The sequence below is a fragment of the Bradyrhizobium sp. B039 genome, from assembly GCF_038965675.1.
GTDB lineage: Bacteria > Pseudomonadota > Alphaproteobacteria > Rhizobiales > Xanthobacteraceae > Bradyrhizobium > Bradyrhizobium diazoefficiens.
The window spans coordinates 5,091,230-5,108,888 of record NZ_CP152416.1; the positions used below are offsets into that span (position 1 = coordinate 5,091,230).

The following is a 17,659-nucleotide window of genomic DNA, read 5'->3' on the forward strand; positions in this document are numbered from 1 at the left end:
CTGCCGCAATCGTTGAAGGGTGGTGGGCACGGCGCAAGTGCGCCTTTGCCCACCCTACGATTCCGAACTCGTGGAGAGAGACCCTTCACCCGTCTCACCCGGCTTCGCTTTCGCGAAGCCACCCTCTCCCACACGGGGCCCACACGGGGAGAGGGTAAAATCTACTAAGCCGCGACCACGCGCGGTCCCATCTCGCGTGCATCCGACGGCTGGACCGGCCTACTCAGCATCGTCACCTCGCTGAAGCCGACGGCCTTGAGCTGCTCGCTCATCAGCCTGCGCGCATCCGGCTCCATTGACGCATCGGGCACCACGACGGCGCGGGCATTGGCGGTCAGCAATTCTGCCGGCAGGTCGGAGGCGCTGCCGGCGTCGAGCAGCACGTGGTCGTAGGCGCGAAGCAAGGCGTCGATCGCGAGCGTCACGCGCGGCGATTGCAGCAGGCTGCGGTCGAAGCCGGGACGACCAGCCATGACCAGATGCAGCCGCGACAGCTTGTCCCGGGTGATCACCTGCGCAAACGAGGCTTCGCCCTGCATCAGCTCGGCAAGGCCGGGCGCCGAGGCATCGACGGACACCGCGGCAATCGTCGGCGAGGACGCGGCGAGATCGACCACGACCACCCGCGCATCGCGCGCCAGGTGCCGGGCCAGCGTCAGCGCCGACAGCGTGACGGCTTCGCCTGGCGCGGTGCCGAGCACCGTGATCTTCTTTGCCGCCGCGGCGCGCAGCCTGTCGGCCAGATGCTCGATCTCTGCAAACTCGGTGACATCGGCATCGGCCGTCATCTCCGGCTGAAGCGGCGCGGGCTCGTCCATGACCGGTTCGACCACCGGCTCGACCATCGGCCGGACGAATGGTTCTTGACGAACCGCCGCCTGTGCCTGCGGCTGCGCCGGAGCAAAGACAGCCGCAGCGCGCGGCGCGGTCTGGCGCAATAGCTCGCCGGTGACGACGACACCGGACGAGAGTAGCAATGTCGCGATGGTTGCGATCAGGACGATCGGAAGCTTCTTCGGATAGGCCGGCGTGTTCGAGACGACGGCGCGCGAGATGATGCGGCCCTCCGCCGGCGCCGTATCGATGCTCTCGCGGGTGCTGGCTTCGCGGTACTTGCCAAGATACGTTTCCAGCAGGTCGCGCTGCGCCTTGGCCTCGCGCTCGAGCGCGCGGAGCTGGACGTCCTGGCCGTTGGTCGAGGTCGCCTGCTTCTTGAGCTGCTCGAGGCTCGTGGTCAGGCCGTCGACCCGGCCACCGGCGATGCGCGCATCGCTTTCGAGCGAGCGGGAGATCTTGGCCGCTTCGTCGCGAATCTGGTTGTCGAGGTCGCCGAGCTGCGCCTTCAGCTCCTTGATCCGCGGGTGATTGCCGAGCAACGTCGACGACTGTTCGGCGAGCTGCGCCCGCAGCGTGACTCGTTGCTCGGACAGCCGCCGCATCAATTCAGAGTTCACCACCTCGGACGCCTCGATCGGCTTGCCGCTCTGGAGCATCTCCTTGATCAGCCGCGCCTTGGATTCCGCATCTGCCCTCATCGAGCGCGCGTTGTTGAGCTGGGTATTGACCTCGCCCATCTGCTGGTTCGACAGCGTCGTGTTGTTGGTCCCGACGAACAGCGACGACTTGGAGCGGAAGTCCTCGACCTTCGCTTCGGCGTCGGAAACCTTCTTGCGCAGATTCTCGATCTCGCCCGCGAGCCATTGGCTGGCATTGCGCGCCTGGTCCTGGCGCGCATTCTGCTGAAGCACGAGATAGCCGTCGGCGATCGAATTGGCGACGCGCACGGCGAGATCCGGGTCAGCCGACTGAAATTCGATCACGATCACGCGCGACTTGTCGACGGCATAGGCCTGGAGGCGATCGTAATAGGCGTCGAGCACCCGCTCTTCCGGCGTCATCGAGAACGGATCGCGGCCGATGCCGACCAGCGCCGCAAGCGACTTCAGCGGCGAAATGCCTTGCAGCACCGGATCGAATTCGGGCCGCTCCGCAAGCTTGTTCTTCTTGATGATCTCGCGCGCGAGATCGCGCGACAGCACGAGCTGTACCTGGCTGGTGACAGCCTCGGGGTCGAGCGCCTGCCGCTCCTCGGTGCTGCGGTCGCTGCTCGGACGCAGGAATACGTTCTCGCGACCATCGATGAGGATGCGCGACTCGGACTTGTAGCGGGGCGTCACGAGATTGACGGCGGCGACGGACGCAACCAGCGCCAGCACCGTCGGCACGATGATCCAGCCGCGCTTGCGGGCGAGCGCGCCACCGAGCGCGTGCAGATCGATGTCGCCGGATTCACCGGACGCCTGCCTGGTGACAGCAGGCGCAGGTCTTGCTTCGACCTTGGGCGTGGCTTCGGGCTTGGCTTCGGCTTTGGACTTCGAAACAGCCCGCTCGACCACCGCCTTGTCCTTGCCGGCACGCCAGAACGCTAAACGCATCGAACACTCCCGCAGGGCAACGCCACCAAGCTACCTCAACCGGGGCGATTACACTCCATTAAGGTTGCCGCTGGGTTAATCGCGTTAATCCCGCGATGGGTACACGCGCGCCCGTCACCATTTGTTAACCACGAGGCCTCTTAATCCGTCTCGATATTTCGGAAATTGTTCGGCATTCGCCGTCGAGCGCTGGTTCAGATCATGCCCCCCTCTCCCGACCGGCCGCTTCGCATCCTGCACGCCGTGCGCGCCCCCGTGGGCGGCATCTTCCGCCACATCCTCGACGTCGCCAACGGCCAGGTCGATCGCGGCCACCATGTCGGGATTCTCGCCGACCGCCTCACCGGCGGCGAGCGCGCCGACAAGGCGCTGGCCGAGCTCGCGCCGCGACTGAAGCTCGGCGTGCACCGCATGGCGATCCGCCGCGAGCCGTCGCCCGACGATGTCCTGGTGTGGCTTCGGATGCGGCGCCTGATCGCGGAGCTCAAGCCCGATGTCATGCACGGCCACGGCGCCAAGGCCGGCGCGTTCATTCGCATGCGGCGGCGCTCCGATGACACCATCCGCATCTACACGCCCCATGGCGGCTCACTGCACTATCCGCTCAACACGTTGAAGGGCGAGTTCTATGCGCGGCTCGAACGCTCGCTGATGGACTCGACGGACCTGTTCCTGTTCGAGAGCGCGTTTGCCCGCGACACCTATCAGCGCATCGTCGGCACACCCAAGGGCGTGGTGCATTGCGTCTTCAATGGCGTGACGCCGGAGGAATTCGAGCCTGTTGTCACCACCGAGGATGCCACCGACCTCTGCTATGTCGGCGAGTTCAGGCACATCAAGGGCGCGGATCTGCTGGTCGATGCCGTGGCGCGCCTGCACGAAGGCGGCAAGAAGGTCACCCTCACGCTCGGCGGCGACGGCGAGGAGACGGCAGCGCTGAAGGCGCAGGTCGAGAGGCTCGGCCTCTCCGGCGCGATCCGCTTCATCGGCCACGTCAAGGCACGCTACGGCTTCTCCAAAGGGCGGCTGCTGGTCGTTCCCTCGCGCGGCGATTCCATGCCCTATGTGGTGATCGAGGCGGGCGCGGCCGGCATTCCCATGATCGCCGCGCGCGTCGGCGGCATTCCAGAGATCTTCGGCACGGAGAGCCCGGCCCTGTTCGCGGCAAGCAACGCCGAGGCGATGGCGGAAGCGATTGCGGCCGCACTCGACGATCCGCAGGCGACAGCGCAGCGCGCATCCTCCCTGCGCGAGCGCATCTCCGCGCATTTTTCCCAGCAGGCGATGGTTGACGGCGTGATCGCGGGCTATCGCGACGCATTTGCCAATCATTAACCACCCTTAAGGTCGCTTTAGAGATTCTTCCGATTTGTCCGATAATCGAGGTGCCGGGGGATGCTCGCCCGGGGTGCAAGGCTGCGCCACGGGTTTTTGGAATGGACGTGGACGCCCGTGGAACCGCTCAACGCACGCTCGATGCTCGATGCCGCGACCAGTGCCGCGGCCAAGCCGGCTGACCAGCCCTTTGTGGAGCGCCGCCGCCGGCTCTCGCCCGCTGCACTCGACGTCGTCAACCAGAAGGTCGCCCGCGCCTATTCGCCGATCGTGATCACCGGCATCGTACGCCTTGCCGACTTCGCGCTGCTGAGCCTCGTCGGCATCGCGGTCTATGTCGGCTACGTCATGCCGCTTTCCGGCTTCAGCTGGGTATATCCGGCGGAGATCCTCGCCGTCGCGGTCGCCGCCGTGGTCTGCTTCCAGGCCGCCGACATCTATCAGGTGCAGCTGTTCCGCGGTCAACTCCGGCAGATGACGCGGATGATCTCGTCCTGGTCATTCGTTTTCCTGCTCTTCATCGGCATCTCCTTCTTCGCCAAGTTCGGCAGCGAAATATCGCGGCTGTGGCTTGCCGCCTTCTACTTCATCGGGCTCGCAGCGCTCATCGCCGAGCGCCTGGTGCTGCGCTCGTTGGTGCGCGCCTGGGGGCGCGAGGGCCGGCTCGACCGCCGGACCATCATCGTCGGCTCCGACAGTAACGGCGAGCAACTGGTGGAGGCACTGAAGGCGCAGGACGATTCCGACATCCACGTACTCGGCGTGTTCGACGACCGCAACGACAGCCGGGCGCTGGACACCTGCGCCGGCGCGCGCAAGCTCGGCAAGGTCGACGATATCGTCGAGTTCGCCCGCCGCACCCGCGTCGATCTCGTGCTGTTCGCGCTGCCGATCTCGGCGGAAACGCGCATCCTGGAGATGCTGAAGAAGCTCTGGGTGCTGCCGGTCGACATCCGCCTGTCCGCCCACACCAACAAGCTGCGCTTCCGTCCGCGCTCCTATTCCTATCTCGGCGAAGTGCCGACGCTCGACGTGTTCGAGGCGCCGATCACCGACTGGGACCTCGTGATGAAATGGCTGTTCGACCGTGTCGTCGGCGGCCTCGCGCTGCTCGCAGCCCTGCCGGTGATGGGACTGGTGGCGCTGGCGGTGAAGCTCGACAGCCCCGGCCCGGTGCTGTTCCGCCAGAAGCGCTTCGGCTTCAACAACGAGCGCATCGACGTCTACAAGTTCCGCTCGATGTACCATCACCAGGCGGATCCGACGGCCTCGAAGGTCGTGACCAAGAACGATCCGCGCGTAACCCGCGTCGGCCGCTTCATCCGCAAGACCAGCCTCGACGAGCTGCCGCAGCTCTTCAACGTGGTCTTCTCCGGCAACCTCTCCCTGGTCGGCCCGCGCCCGCATGCGGTGCAGGGCAAGCTCCAGAGCCGCCTGTTCGACGAGGCCGTCGACGGCTATTTCGCCCGCCACCGCGTCAAGCCCGGCATTTCAGGCTGGGCCCAGATCAACGGCTGGCGCGGCGAGATCGACAATGAAGAGAAGATCCAGAAGCGCGTCGAGTTCGACCTCTACTACATCGAGAACTGGTCGGTGCTGTTCGACCTCGTCATTCTCCTGAAGACGCCGATCTCGCTGCTGACCAAGAACGAGAACGCGTATTGAGTTGTTTGCGTCAAGAACGCGCTGTCATCGCCCGGCTTGACCGGGCGATCCAGTAAACGCCGGCGGCGAACGTCGCCACTGACGGCGCGGAGTACTGGATGCCCCGCCCCCGTGCGCAAGCGCGCACTAGGCGGGGCATGACGGCGGAAGTTGTGTGTACGAGTAGCGTGAGCGTGTGATGGCGTATGCGGCAACAGCCGGGGAGATGAATGCAGCCGTTCGCGCTGCGCCCGGCGTGCTGGCCCTCCAGCGCGCGCTGGTGTGGCTGGTCGGCGCCTCCGGCGCCATCGTCTTCATCGAACCCAGCCCCTACGAGATCGTGACGCTGCTCGCCACCGTCACCTTCTTCGCCACCGGCCTGCGCCTGCGACTCGCGCTGATGCCGCTGCTGCTGATGCTGGTCCTGCTCAATGTCGGCTACACCATCAGCGCGATCCCGCTGTGCGATCAGCCCGAGGTGGTGAGCTGGATCGCAACCTCCTGGTACATGGCGGTGACCGTGGTGTTCTTCGCCACGATCACGTCCGAGGACACCGCGGCCCGGCTCGATATGCTCCGCCGCGGCCTCGTGGTCGGCGCGATGATTGCCTCGCTGTCGGCGGTCGCCGGCTACTTCCACCTGATTCCCGGCGGAGACGACCTCCTCACGCTCTACGGGCGCGCGCGCGGCACGTTCAAGGACCCGAACGTGCTCGGCGCCTTCCTGATCCTGCCGGCGCTGTTCGCGCTCCAGAGCGTGGTCTCGGACAAGCCGGCTAAGGCCTTCCGCAACGTCATCGCCTTCGGAATCATGTCACTGGCCATCCTGCTCGCCTTCTCCCGCGCCGCCTGGGGCGGGCTGGCGCTGACCTCAGCCTTCATGCTGGCGCTGATGGTGCTGACCAGCCGCACCAACGCGCAGCGCTCGCGCATCGTCGTCATGGCGATCGTCGCCGCGGTGCTGGGCGTTGCGCTGATCGCGGTGCTGCTGTCGTTCGATTCCACCGCCGAGATGTTCAAGCAGCGCGCCAGCTTCGACCAGAGCTATGACGAAGGCCGCTTCGGCCGGTTCGGCCGGCACATCCTGGGTGCGGAGATGGCGCTCGACCTGCCATTCGGGATCGGCCCCCTGCAATTCCACCGCTTCTTCCCCGAGGACACCCACAACTCCTATCTCAACGCCTTCATGTCGGGCGGCTGGCTGTCCGGCGTGTGCTATCCCGCGCTGGTCTTCACCACGGTGATCACGGGCTTCCGGCACATCTTCGTCCGCGTGCCCTGGCAGCGCGCCTATCTCGCCGTGTTTTCAGCCTTCGTCGGCACCGTCGGCGAAAGCTTCGTGATCGACACCGACCATTGGCGGCACTTCTGGATGATGCTGGGCGCGATGTGGGGCATGATCGCGGCAGCCCAAGTCTATAAGACTAGGGCTGGCGACGAAGCTTCTTCAGCTTGAGATCGGGACGCTTCTCCGGCGGCGTGTCGAGGAGGCTCTTCAGCGCTTCAGTGGCGGCAAGCACGCCCTTGTAGCCCTCAGTCGCGAAGCGCAGCAAAAGACGCAGCTCCTCGTCGGAATAGGCGCCAAAGACCTTCTCCATCGCCTGCTGCATCGGCACGTAGAACTGGCCGATCTTCATCGCCGCCTCCGGCACGACCGCGATGAAGACCTTGCGGCGGTCTTTCTCGTCCCGTTCGCGGCGCACGAGGCCAGCCTTCTCGAGCCGGTCGATCACGCCGGTGATGGCGCCCGTCGTGAGGCCTGTCACCTCGGCGAGCCGGCCCGCGGTGACGCGTCCCTCGAGATAGAGGATGTCCATGCATTCGAGGTCGGAATTGGCAATTCCGGCAACGTTCGCAACGGTCTGGCCATAAAGCACGCCCTGCGCGGACGACCGGCGCATCGCCTCCTCGAGCTCCTGCAACAGCGCCGCGCGCGCCTTCGTCCTTGACAAGGCCGACCTCATATCTTAGTCGATATATATCTTAGTCACTAAGAGATTTAGCGACCGTAATTTCTCCTAGCACCACGGAAACGTCGGGAGCAAGCCATGTCCAACCGTCCCCGCAAAGCCCTGATCATCGGCGCCGGCATCGCCGGGCCCGTCGCCGCCATCCTGCTCCGCCGCGCCGGCATCGAGTCCGCGATCTACGAGACCTGGCCCTATTCGAAGGGCATCGGCGGCGGCCTTCAGATCGCGCCGAACGGCATGCATGTGATGGACGAGATCGGGCTTTCGAACGAGCTGATCAGCCGCGGCTCGGTCGCGGAGGCCTTCGACTTCTATTCGCAGGAAGGCCGAAAGCTCGGCTCGATCAACCGCGACATGCAGCGCCGCTTCGGCCAGCCCGCGGTGAACGTCTGCCGCGCCACGCTGAACGAAATGCTGATCGACAAGGCCTGGTGCGCCTGCGTCTCGCTCTATTTCGAGAAGCGCCTGATCAAGATCGAGGACCGCGGCGACCAGCCGATCATCGCCTATTTCGCCGACGGCACCACCGCCGAAGGCGACTTCCTGATCGGCGCAGACGGCGTGCATTCAATCACGCGACGCCAGGTGGTGCCGGACGGACCCCGGCCCTTCGACACCGGCCTGATCGGCTTCGGCGGCTTCGTGCCGCACGCCGTGCTCGACGGCAGGCCGATCGGCCGGCACGTCGAGACCACGTTCGGCCAGAGCGGCTTCTTCGGCTACGGCTATTGCAGCCCGGATCCGAACGACGGCGTGATGTGGTGGAGCACGCAGCCCGCGCACGGCATGGACGCGGCGATGTTCCGCGCGCTCGATGCGGCGACACTGAAGCAGCATCTGCGCGGCTTCCATCGCGGCTGGCACGATCCGATCCCCGACATCATCGAGGCGGCCGAGAACATCGTGGTCACCGACACGCTCGATGTCGCGACCTTGCCGACCTGGTCGCGCAAGCGCTCGCTGCTGATCGGCGACGCCGCGCATGCGACCAGCCCCCATGCCGGCCAGGGCGCCTCGCTCGCGCTGGAGGACGCGATGCGGCTCGCGCGCCTGATGCAGGACGGACAGGAGCTCGGCACCACCTTCCAGGCCTTCGAAGCCGAGCGCCGCCCGCGCACGGAAAAGATCGTCGCCATGGCCCGCCGCAACGGCAACAGCAAGCGCGAGTTCAGCGCCACCGGCGCGTGGATGCGCAATCAGATGCTGAAATGGCTGTTGCCGCTGGGCTCGAAGAGCATGGAGTTCATGTACGCGTATGATGCGCGGGCGGTGTAGCGCCGAACACGGTGTCATCGCCCGCGAAGGCGGGCGATCCAGTATTCCAGAGACAGCGATGGGATACGGAGAAGTCGCGGCGTACTGGATGCCCCGCCTTCGCGGGGCATGACAGCGTCCGTGATGCGGCCCTACCCCTCCACCTCGAACGTCAGCCCCGCATGATCCTGCAGCCGCTTGATCAGCTTGTGCTGCATCGCTGCGCCCGGCGTCCAGAAGCCCGCAGCGACGTCCGGCGTGTCGCGCAGCAGGCAGATCGCGCATTCCGAGATCATCTTCGAGGTCGAGCCGTAGCCGGGATCGCGGTCGCCGGTGACGCCGGCACGGACCTGGCGGCCGTCAGGCGCGATCGCGACATAGAGCAGATTGAAGAGACCGTTCTCCCGCTCTTCCTTCGACGGCCCCTCACCCGGTTTCGGCGCCTTCGGACCGGTCTTTTCGGCGTTGACGGCCATCACGCGCTTCGCATTGGCCTCGCCCTTCTCGCCGGGACCGGTCAAGACCATCTCGTCGTAGACGAACTCCTGGCCGTAAGGGAATCCCATCAGCATGTTGGAGCGATGGACGTTGCGCGTGTTGATCAGCGCCATCATGAACGGCGCGGCCCAGGATTGCAGATCCTCCTCGAACGCCGCCTTGTTGCCCTTCGGCTGCTTTGGTCCGGTGAACCCGGGCGTCAGCGCGAAGTGGTCGTTGAGAATGGCGACAAGGCTGAGATCTTTCGCGACAGCATCGAAGGTCGCTTTCGCGCTCGCCGCGGTGCCACCCGACAACGTCCCGCGCATGTCGCGCACGCGGCCCTTCACGCGCGCAGCCGCTGCGCCGAACACGCGCTTGGCTTCCTCCTGGACGAAGAACGTACCGAGCTCGAACGGCACGGAATCATAGCCGCAGGAAAACACGATGCGCGCGCCGCTCGCCTTGGCCGCCGCCTCGTACTTGTCGATCATCTGCCGCATCCAGACGGGCTCGCCGCAGAGGTCGAAATAATCCGTGCCGCCAGCGACGCAGGCCGCGAGCAGCTCTTCGCCATAGAGTTGATACGGACCGACCGTCGTGATCACCGACTTGGTCTGCGCGACCATTGCCTTCAGCGAGGCGGCATCGGACGCATCTGCTACGATCAGCGGCGTATCCGCGGGCGCGCCGATCGCCTCGCGCACCGATTTCAGCTTGTCGAGGCTGCGGCCCGCCATCGCCCATTTCAGCGCCTTGTCGTCTTTGTAATGCGCCGCCAGATATTCGGCGACGAGCTGGCCGGTGAAACCGGTCGCACCGTAGACGACGATGTCGAATTTCGCAGAGCTCATGACTGGCCTTTACTTTTTCGCGTAACTCACGCCCATGCCGGCACGGACGTCGCTTTGAATGCCATAGGGCGGAATCGGATAGCGCAGGCCGTTCTTCGCCAGCGCCTTCATGCCCAGGATCGCCTTGGCGAGATGCGAGGGCTTCAGGGCCATCAGCATCTCCTCGTCCGGCACGCCGCCATAGCGCCGTTCGGCATAGCATGGCAAGGACAGGCTGGGCTCCCCGGTCTTGAGCGCCCGCCCCCACGAATCCGCGCAAGCGGTCTCCCCGACCACGCCCCATTCGAACTTCTTGTAGCCGGTATATTGCAGCCCGTTGATCAGGATGATCATCTGCCCGGGCGTCGCATAGACGAGGCAGATGTCGGGCGGATCGAGCCGGCCGCTGGCGAGCGGGCTGACCGCGAGCGCCTGATAGTGCCCGAACGGCACCACGTCCAGCGCCTCCTGGCGCTTGCGCGCGTCCTCCGCCGTGCCGTGCCAGACCCCGACGTAATTTTCGCCGGCGAGCCATTTGTCGTCCTGCGGCGCAAGGCCGATCACCGCGCGGCACTGGCTACCTACGAGATCGTCGGCGGTGATGCCGACGGTCCACCCCAGACGCGCGGCCATGCTGACGATCTGGTCGGTGGTGTGGATCGCGTTCGGCCGCCGGATTTTCGGGATCGCTTCCATGTCCGCGGCGCGTGCGAACAGCTTCATGCCGATCACCGTGGTCTTCAGCCGCAACAGGCTGTTGAGATCGGCGACGAGGCCGGCAAGATCGATGTTCTCAGCGCTCTGCTGCTGCATGGCGTCCTCCGGGCCGGCGATCGTGCGCCGGTGCTGTGTTCTTGTTTTGCGCCTCTCGTTCTAGTCCTTGCCCGGCCCCGGAAGCAACTCGCCGGTCCGGCCCATGACGCGGTAAGTCAACAGGCCGATCCATTCGCGCATGGCGACGTCGGTCCTGCCGAGCCCCTCCTTGCCGATATGGGTGAACGCGAAGAGATCGTCACGCCCGCCCATTCGCCAGTCCACCGGATAGGCCTCGACGTCAAATCCGGCCTTGTGAAAGATCCCCATCGCGCGCGGCATGTGGAAAGCCGACGTCACCAGGAGCCAGCGCTCGCCCGGCTTCGGCGACACCAATTGCTTGGTGAAGACCGCATTCTCCCAGGTGTTGCGCGAGTCCCGCTCGACGATCAGGCGCTCCTTCGGGATCCCGAGGCTTTCCAGGATCGGCGCGGAGTAGTCGGCCTCCTTCGCATCGGTGGAGACGAGGTTCGCCGAGCCGCCGGTGAAGACGATGCGCGCATTCGGATAGCGGCGCGCGAGCTCGGCCGGTGCCAGCATGCGATCGGCTGCGGACGCGACCACCGGCGTGCGATGCGCGGCCGACAGATCGGTGTCGACGGAACCGCCGAGCACGATGATTCCGTCGGGCGCGCCCCGCGACGGGTCCCACTTCGGAAAGCGCGACTCCAGCGGATAAAGCAGGAGGTTGCCCAGCGGCGAGAACGCGGCGAGCGCCAGCAGGACCAGCGTGGTCACCGCAAGCTTGCGGCCGAGCGCCGCAAAGCGCGTCAGCATCAACACCAGCGACAGGATTCCGAGCTCAACCAGAAGATTGGTCGGCAGCAGCGCCGTGCCGAGGGTCTTGGAAAGAACGAAATACAGGGGGAGCCTCGCTGGAATGATCGGGTCATGCGCGGGCTTGACCGGCCCGTCCATCTTAAATCTTCTTGAAAGAGGATCGATCGCCCGGTCAAGCCCGGGCACAGCAAGTCAAACCGAACGGACGGCCGCAAATGACCCATCATCACCTGCATTCAAGCCCCGAAACCTGCCATTGGGGCTTCTTCGAAGCCGCGCTCGAGCCCGTCCTCACGGTCAAGAGCGGCGACGAGGTGACGGTCGACACCATCAGCGGCAGCCCGGACGTGCTGCCCGACCGCGACAAATTTCACATTCCGCCGGAGATGCACGAGGTCCACGCGAAGAGTGAGCGCATGCTGCCCGGCCACATCCTCACCGGACCGATCGCGATCGAGGGGGCCGAACCCGGCGACGTGCTCGCGGTCGAGATCCTCGACGTCCAGCTCCGGCAGGACTGGGGCTGGAATCTGATCAGGCCGCTGTCCGGCACCCTGCCCGACGATTTCCACGAGACGCGCATCCTCAACATCCCGCTGGATCGGACGCGAATGGTCGGCCGCATGCCCTGGGGCCTCGACCTGCCGCTGAAGCCGTTCTTCGGCGTGATGGGCGTTTCGCCGCCGCCGGCCTGGGGCCGTATCTCCTCGCTGGTCCCGCGCGCCATGGGCGGCAATCTCGACAACAAGGAGCTCGGCGCCGGTGCGACACTGTACCTGCCGGTGATCGTCCCGGGGGCGCTGTTCTCCTGCGGCGACGGCCATGGCGTGCAGGGCGACGGCGAGGTCTGCGTCACCGCGATCGAGACCGCGCTCCAGGGCCGCTTCCGCCTGACGCTGCGCAAGGACCTCAGGCTCGACTATCCCCGTGCCGAGACGCCGACGCACTACATGACCATGGCGATGGACCCCGATCTCGACCAGTGCGTGGTGCGCGCGCTGCGCGACATGATCGCGCTGCTCGGCGAGACGCGTAACCTGTCGCGCGAGGACGCCTACACGCTGTGCAGCCTGGCGGCCGATCTACGGGTGACCCAGACCGTCAACGGCTCCAAGGGCATCCATTGCATGATCGAAAAGGCGATCGTGCACGGCTGAGCCGCCGGCGCCTTTCCTGACCCGTTGACGCCACGCCGCCGCCCGGTCTGCCGCGCGGCGCGCCGCGCCGTGCCCAATTTCTCAAGCGATTCCAATGAGCTGAAACGCCGATTCAGTCCGGATTTGACTTCCGGCCCCGAACCTAAATAGAGTCTTAATCGTTACTTTTATGTACCCGAGTAAGAGGCTAGCGTTCGGGCCATGGCCACCGAAAAAGCCGAGACTGACCGCATTCCCGTAACCTTGGCGCTCTCGACCATCACCTATCTGGAGAAATTGGTGAGACAGGGCACCCACGGCACCAGCGTTCCCGGCGTCGCACGGACATTGATCGAGGAAGGCATCCGTCTCGCCATCAAGGACGGGCTTTTGTCGATTCGCGACAATGGCAGGACGTGAGCGCGCGCCGGACGTGAGGCGGACGGATCTCGAGAGGCGGATGGCCGACATCTGCAACCTGGGACCGTTACAAATGCCTGTTCTCTCACCAACCTGGACTGACGAACGAATTGAACTTCTGAAGCAACATTTCGAGGCCGGTCTCTCCTGCCGCGAGATCGCCGCCGACATCGGCGTCAGCCGCAACGCGGTGATCGGCAAGCTGTCCCGGCTCAATCTGACGCGCAGCCGCGCGGTCGAAGACCGCAGGCTCGAGCGGAGCCTTGCGCCGCCGCGTACGAGGAGGGCCGTGCCGCGGCTGCAATACGAGATGCTCGCCACCATCTACGGCGAGACCGACGCGCCCGTGGTCGCCGGTCCAATCGACGACGCCAATCGCTGCTCGCTGCTGGAGCTGTCCGAGAACCGCTGCCGCTGGCCGATCTCGACGCCGGGTGAAGACGATTTCTGCTTCTGCGGCAATACTGCGCCCGACGGCCAGTCGTATTGCGCCGGCCACAGCCGCCTCGCCTACCGGCCGAACTCGCGCGCCCGCATGATGCGAGGCTGAGGCCGCACGTCCCAAAAACGAAAAACCTCCGGCGGGGCATCACCGGAGGTTTCTGGAGGCTTAGCGTGAAGCTAAGAGCCGCAACTTTCGTATTTGGCTGAAAGCTATATAGCTTAGTAACTCAGGTAAGTAAATAAGTTTGAGGCGATCGAATCGCATGGCTCGTCTTCGTCGCCTGCACAGGCTGCCGGATTTTCCGAAGGCCCAGCAGAAAGCCCCGGCGGTGTCCCGCCGGGGCTGCGTCAGATCCGAAAGCCCTGAAGCTTACCAGTTGCGCTGGGCGCGCAGCAGCAGGCTGTAGGTGTCCTGATCCTTCAGCTCATAGGTTGCCGCAGGCTTGGCAACGCCCGTGAGCGCCGGGGTCGTGATCACGCCCGAGTACTTCTGGTCGAGATGGCTGTAGGTGAAGTCAGCCGAGAAGGTCAGGTTCTTCACCGGCGTCCAGCGGGTGATGACGCCGACCTGGCCGATGTTGAAGTCCGGATTGCAAGTGCCGGTCAGGGTGGCGAACGCGGCGCTGCCGCAGATCAGGCCCTTGGCCGTGCCGCTGTAGTTGACCGCAGCCCACGCGCCGTAGAGCGCCGTGTTCCAGTACGGGCTCCAGTTGTGGGTATAGGCACCACGGAAGCCGTAGGTCTTGGTCAGCTCGAGGCCGCCGCCCGGACCGAACACCGCGTCAGACACGCCGGCAAAGCCGATGCTCTGATACGCCGCGTTGGAGCTGCCGAACATCGAGTAGCTGGTCGCGGCCAGCTCCTGGAAGTTGTAGCGGCTCGCACCGTCGGTATAGACGCCCGAGAGGTTGATCACGTCGCCGGCGCCGGTCGGGATGTTCTTGATCTGGAGAGCGAGCTGAACGGCCCAGCCCCACTTGTCTTCCGGATGGCCGGTGACTTCGCTCGCGCCGTAGTAGCCGACATGGTTGTCGTGCGCGGCAACCGACGCCTGGAACAGGCCCCAGGCCTGATCGACGCGGACCATGCCCACGAGGTCGGGAGCCCGGGTGCCGCCGAGATCGTTCGAGCCGTAGGCTCCGCCGAGGACGCCGGTCGTGGACATGCCGGCGGTGTTCCAGATGTTGGTCTGGAAGACCTGGGTCTGGTCCTGCGCCGAGAACGCGGCCGTCACACCCTGGCCGAAATCGGCCGTGTAGGTGAACTGGGTAACACCGTTGGTGGTGCCGCTACCGCCGACCAGTTGGTCGAAGTTGTTGCCGGGATAGTTGATCCAGGGCGCGTCGAACTGCGACACCGCCTTACCCATGGTGAAGCCGGCGAACTGGATGAACGCGTAGTAGACGCCGAGCGCGCCGCCCGAGAGGTTGCCGTCGGTGCCGTTGACGTTGCCGCCGCCCGAGCCCGTGAGACCGGTCCCCGCGGCATTGAGGCCGATCGTGCCGCTGTACTGGGTCGCGCCCGTGCCCGAACCGGTGCCGCCATAGTTGCCGGTCGTCCAGGTGAAGACCGCATCGAAATAGGTGCGGACGACGCCGTATTCCGTTGCGGTGCGCGTGTCGATGTTGAGATCTTCACGAGCGCGCATCGAGTAGTAGTTGGTCAGCCGGTTGTTGGCCGCGAACACGCCGTTGTACTGGGCACTGTAGTTACCGCCGGCATTGAGCGCCACTTCGGCACGCAGATAGCCGCCGAGCTTGATGCAGGTGTCGCTGCCCGGGATGTAGTAGAAGCCCGCGCCATAGAGCGTGCAGATCTTGACGTACTCGACCGCCTTGGCCTTGACCGGAAGATCGGCCGCCTGGGCTCCACCGACGGCGATCAGACCCGCCGCAGTGCCGAGCAAAAGGCTCTTCACCACTTTCATATAAAACCTCCAAGTTGCTCATTTTACGGAGACCGGACCGTGAGGCCCCCCAGATCCCCGTCTTTTCAAATCCGCTCGGCCGCTTTGCGCTTTCGGACACACCCGCATTCGACGCGAGGGACGTGAGCGAACCACCTGCAACGGGACGATCGAGTACCCCCCACCGTCGCGCACCACTATGCCTGCGCCATTACGCTAATTAAAATAGTTTATTTGGTAAGCTTTGTAGTTTCACTAAACCTGTGCCCCGGGCGCCACACCCGGGCGGACCAAATATGCTGACCTGCTCATCTTTGTAATTTTAGTGACAAAATTACCCTGCTCTGCACTTGCGTCAGAGCAGGCTTGCGTGGACTATGGCCTTCCACGAACACTGGCCTGAAGAATCAGTTCACGGGAGTGACGCTGTGTCCGCGACGAGGAAAGAAGGAGCGCGCCTGCGCCCCATCGGTAACCTGGATCTCATCAGGCGTTTCACCTGGGAGATATCGTCGATCAACATGTATCTCGAGGAGCTGCGTCAGTTCTGGGCGAGGACGCTCGGCATCAGCGGCCCGCAATGGCTGATCCTGATGGCGATCTCCGACCTCGACAAGGACGACGGCGTACCGGTCAACGTGGTCTCCAAGCTGCTCCACGTCGATCCCTCGTTCGTCACCACCCAGTCCAAGCTGCTCGAGAAGAAGGGCCTGCTCCGCCGGCGGCCCTCGCCGACCGACGCCCGGGTCGTGCGGCTGTCACTGGTCGACAAGACCCAGAAGCACATTGCGAGCCTCAACGAGCAGTACAAGACGATTCGCGAGTTCGTCTTCCAGGAGTTCGACGAGAACGAGCTGACGGAATTCACCACCAAGCTCGCGACGCTCAAGAACCGGCTCGAAAAGGCCTGCGTCAGGATATCGCTCGACTTCTGAGACGCGAGGCCGCGCTCAGCTCCGCCGACCGGCGGCGCCGAGCCGCGATTCCAGCCAGTCGAAGATGTATTCGTTGGCGAGACTCGGATTGTCCGCATGGGCCTGCGCCGCGCCGGTCTCCGCCGCGGTGAACACCTTCAACACGATATCGGAGCTGCCGAGCCGGGATTTCTGGACGATCTGACGCGCCCGGTCGGCCTTGAGCCAGCCATCCTCGCCGAGCGTGATCAGCACCGGACAGTCGGCACTGGAGGCCATCAGCGGCGCATGCGGCACCGGGACGATGCTGAGGTCGCTCATCGCGAAGCGGCTGGCGAAGAACGATCGTTCGTGCAGATCCCACAGGCCGCCATCGCAGACGGCGGCGGCGAGCCGCGGCTCCTGCAACACCGCGCGCGCCACGAATGAGGATCCCCACCCGTCCGCCACGATGGCGACGCGATCGAAATCGACGTCGCCGCGCGTTTCCAGATAATCCATGACGCTCGCGATCGAGCTCTCGAGATCGCGGCGCTGCAGGAGCGTATCGGTATAATCGTCGCGCTGGTCGCCGAGCAGGTCGAGCGCGAGCATCGACAGTCCGCGCTCGCGCGCATGCGGTGCGAGCTTGAACAGGAATTCCTCCTTGCGGTGTCCCGGCTCGCCGATGCAGATCACGGTCGGCGCCCGTCCGCTCGCCGACGCCGCGGGCAGGAAGTAGCCCTGCAACGCATGATCGTCGACCCAGGGAATCGTCACGACCTCGCCGGCCGGTGCGCGCGCCGTGAGGTAGCGGCGGGCGCATTCCTGCATCGCCAGCACCGCAACCCAGCGCCGCTCATCGGCCTGATCGAGCGGCATTGCCGCTGCACCGTAGTAGTTCAACGCCCGCAGCCAGTTGCGCTGCGCGGTCGCCATGTGGCCCTCCGCGAACGCAGCCTCGGCGCGGTGCCGGTTGGCCTGCGCAAGCCGCTTCCACTCGCGGTGCCAGGATTGCTCGTCGCCCCGCTTGAGCTGCCGCGCGATCATCAGGCATTCCGCGATCGTGGCGCCGCCCTCCTGGGCTGCGGTCAGGAGCCGCGTGAATTCAGCGGAGATGTCCTCTCTCTCCGGGCAAAGGGACCAGTCGTCGGAGAGGCATGCGGGTATCATCGGAGCTACGCTCTATCATCGCGTTACCCCTGATTCACTAAACTATTTTGGTTCGCCAACCAAGCCGCCGTGCGCGCCATTACAGGTGTTTGAGATCACCATCGCTTGAACGATGATTGAACGATGCGCCGCGCCGCATGCGTGAC

Annotated in this window: 15 protein-coding genes; 8 read left to right on the top strand and 7 right to left on the bottom strand. The window is 65.1% G+C overall.

Annotated features, from left to right (window positions below; translation table 11 throughout):
* Nucleotides 1–164: 164 nt before the first annotated feature.
* Nucleotides 165–2,435: an exopolysaccharide transport family protein gene (locus AAFG50_RS23810; RefSeq protein ID WP_028171669.1), complete on the bottom strand. Its 2,271-nt coding sequence runs from the start codon at nt 2,433–2,435 to the stop codon at nt 165–167.
* Between the two features lie 201 nt (nt 2,436–2,636).
* Here AAFG50_RS23810 and AAFG50_RS23815 point away from each other — a divergent pair, with 201 nt between their 5' ends.
* The 3 genes from AAFG50_RS23815 (at nt 2,637) to AAFG50_RS23825 (ending at nt 6,870) form a co-directional block, all read left to right on the top strand.
* Nucleotides 2,637–3,770, top strand: a complete 1,134-nt coding sequence (locus AAFG50_RS23815; RefSeq protein WP_028171668.1) for a glycosyltransferase family 4 protein — start codon at nt 2,637–2,639, stop codon at nt 3,768–3,770.
* Nucleotides 3,771–3,887: 117 nt separating this feature from the next.
* Nucleotides 3,888–5,435, top strand: a complete 1,548-nt coding sequence (locus tag AAFG50_RS23820) for an undecaprenyl-phosphate glucose phosphotransferase (protein ID WP_028171667.1) — start codon at nt 3,888–3,890, stop codon at nt 5,433–5,435.
* Nucleotides 5,436–5,613: 178 nt separating this feature from the next.
* Nucleotides 5,614–6,870, top strand: coding sequence for an O-antigen ligase family protein (locus AAFG50_RS23825; protein WP_028171666.1), 1,257 nt, complete (start codon nt 5,614–5,616; stop codon nt 6,868–6,870).
* Here AAFG50_RS23825 and AAFG50_RS23830 read toward each other — a convergent pair.
* A complete protein-coding gene (locus AAFG50_RS23830) occupies nt 6,839–7,315 on the bottom strand; it encodes a MarR family transcriptional regulator (RefSeq protein WP_049832408.1) in 477 nt (158 codons plus the stop codon). The two genes, AAFG50_RS23825 and AAFG50_RS23830, sit on opposite strands and share 32 nt — an antisense overlap.
* A 147-nt stretch (nt 7,316–7,462) precedes the next feature.
* Between AAFG50_RS23830 and AAFG50_RS23835 the strand changes: the two genes are divergently transcribed.
* Nucleotides 7,463–8,659 (top strand): FAD-dependent monooxygenase, encoded by a 1,197-nt coding sequence (locus AAFG50_RS23835; RefSeq protein WP_028171664.1) that lies wholly within the window; start codon nt 7,463–7,465, stop codon nt 8,657–8,659.
* Nucleotides 8,660–8,790: 131 nt separating this feature from the next.
* Here the strand turns inward: AAFG50_RS23835 and AAFG50_RS23840 are convergent, their stop codons facing one another.
* From AAFG50_RS23840 to AAFG50_RS23850, 3 genes are read right to left on the bottom strand one after another with little or no spacing between them, the layout of a single operon-like run.
* On the bottom strand, nt 8,791–9,969 hold the full coding sequence (locus AAFG50_RS23840) for a saccharopine dehydrogenase NADP-binding domain-containing protein (RefSeq protein ID WP_028171663.1): 1,179 nt from the start codon (nt 9,967–9,969) through the stop codon (nt 8,791–8,793).
* 9 nt (nt 9,970–9,978) lie between these two features.
* A complete protein-coding gene (locus tag AAFG50_RS23845) occupies nt 9,979–10,761 on the bottom strand; it encodes a DUF169 domain-containing protein (protein WP_028171662.1) in 783 nt (260 codons plus the stop codon).
* A gap of 60 nt (nt 10,762–10,821) precedes the next feature.
* Nucleotides 10,822–11,625, bottom strand: coding sequence for a YdcF family protein (locus AAFG50_RS23850; protein ID WP_028171661.1), 804 nt, complete (start codon nt 11,623–11,625; stop codon nt 10,822–10,824).
* Between the two features lie 131 nt (nt 11,626–11,756).
* Here AAFG50_RS23850 and AAFG50_RS23855 point away from each other — a divergent pair, with 131 nt between their 5' ends.
* The 3 genes from AAFG50_RS23855 to AAFG50_RS23865 all read left to right on the top strand — a co-directional run bounded on the left by AAFG50_RS23855 (nt 11,757) and on the right by AAFG50_RS23865 (nt 13,647).
* Nucleotides 11,757–12,698 (top strand): acetamidase/formamidase family protein, encoded by a 942-nt coding sequence (locus AAFG50_RS23855; protein WP_028171660.1) that lies wholly within the window; start codon nt 11,757–11,759, stop codon nt 12,696–12,698.
* Nucleotides 12,699–12,899: 201 nt separating this feature from the next.
* Entirely contained in the window at nt 12,900–13,097 is a 198-nt protein-coding gene (locus tag AAFG50_RS23860; protein WP_007603456.1) for a hypothetical protein, read from the top strand.
* Between the two features lie 73 nt (nt 13,098–13,170).
* Nucleotides 13,171–13,647, top strand: a complete 477-nt coding sequence (locus AAFG50_RS23865; RefSeq protein ID WP_028171659.1) for a GcrA family cell cycle regulator — start codon at nt 13,171–13,173, stop codon at nt 13,645–13,647.
* A 264-nt stretch (nt 13,648–13,911) separates the two neighbouring features.
* Here the strand turns inward: AAFG50_RS23865 and AAFG50_RS23870 are convergent, their stop codons facing one another.
* Nucleotides 13,912–15,468 carry a porin gene (locus tag AAFG50_RS23870; protein WP_011087746.1) on the bottom strand — a complete coding sequence of 519 codons (1,557 nt, stop codon included), beginning with the start codon at nt 15,466–15,468 and terminating at the stop codon, nt 13,912–13,914.
* A gap of 407 nt (nt 15,469–15,875) precedes the next feature.
* Here AAFG50_RS23870 and AAFG50_RS23875 point away from each other — a divergent pair, with 407 nt between their 5' ends.
* Nucleotides 15,876–16,382, top strand: a complete 507-nt coding sequence (locus tag AAFG50_RS23875; protein WP_028171658.1) for a MarR family transcriptional regulator — start codon at nt 15,876–15,878, stop codon at nt 16,380–16,382.
* A 15-nt stretch (nt 16,383–16,397) separates the two neighbouring features.
* Here the strand turns inward: AAFG50_RS23875 and AAFG50_RS23880 are convergent, their stop codons facing one another.
* The gene (locus AAFG50_RS23880; protein WP_028171657.1) at nt 16,398–17,513 is read right to left on the bottom strand and encodes an alpha/beta hydrolase; all 1,116 of its coding nucleotides are present in this window, start codon (nt 17,511–17,513) and stop codon (nt 16,398–16,400) included.
* Between the last annotated feature and the right edge of the window lie 146 nt (nt 17,514–17,659).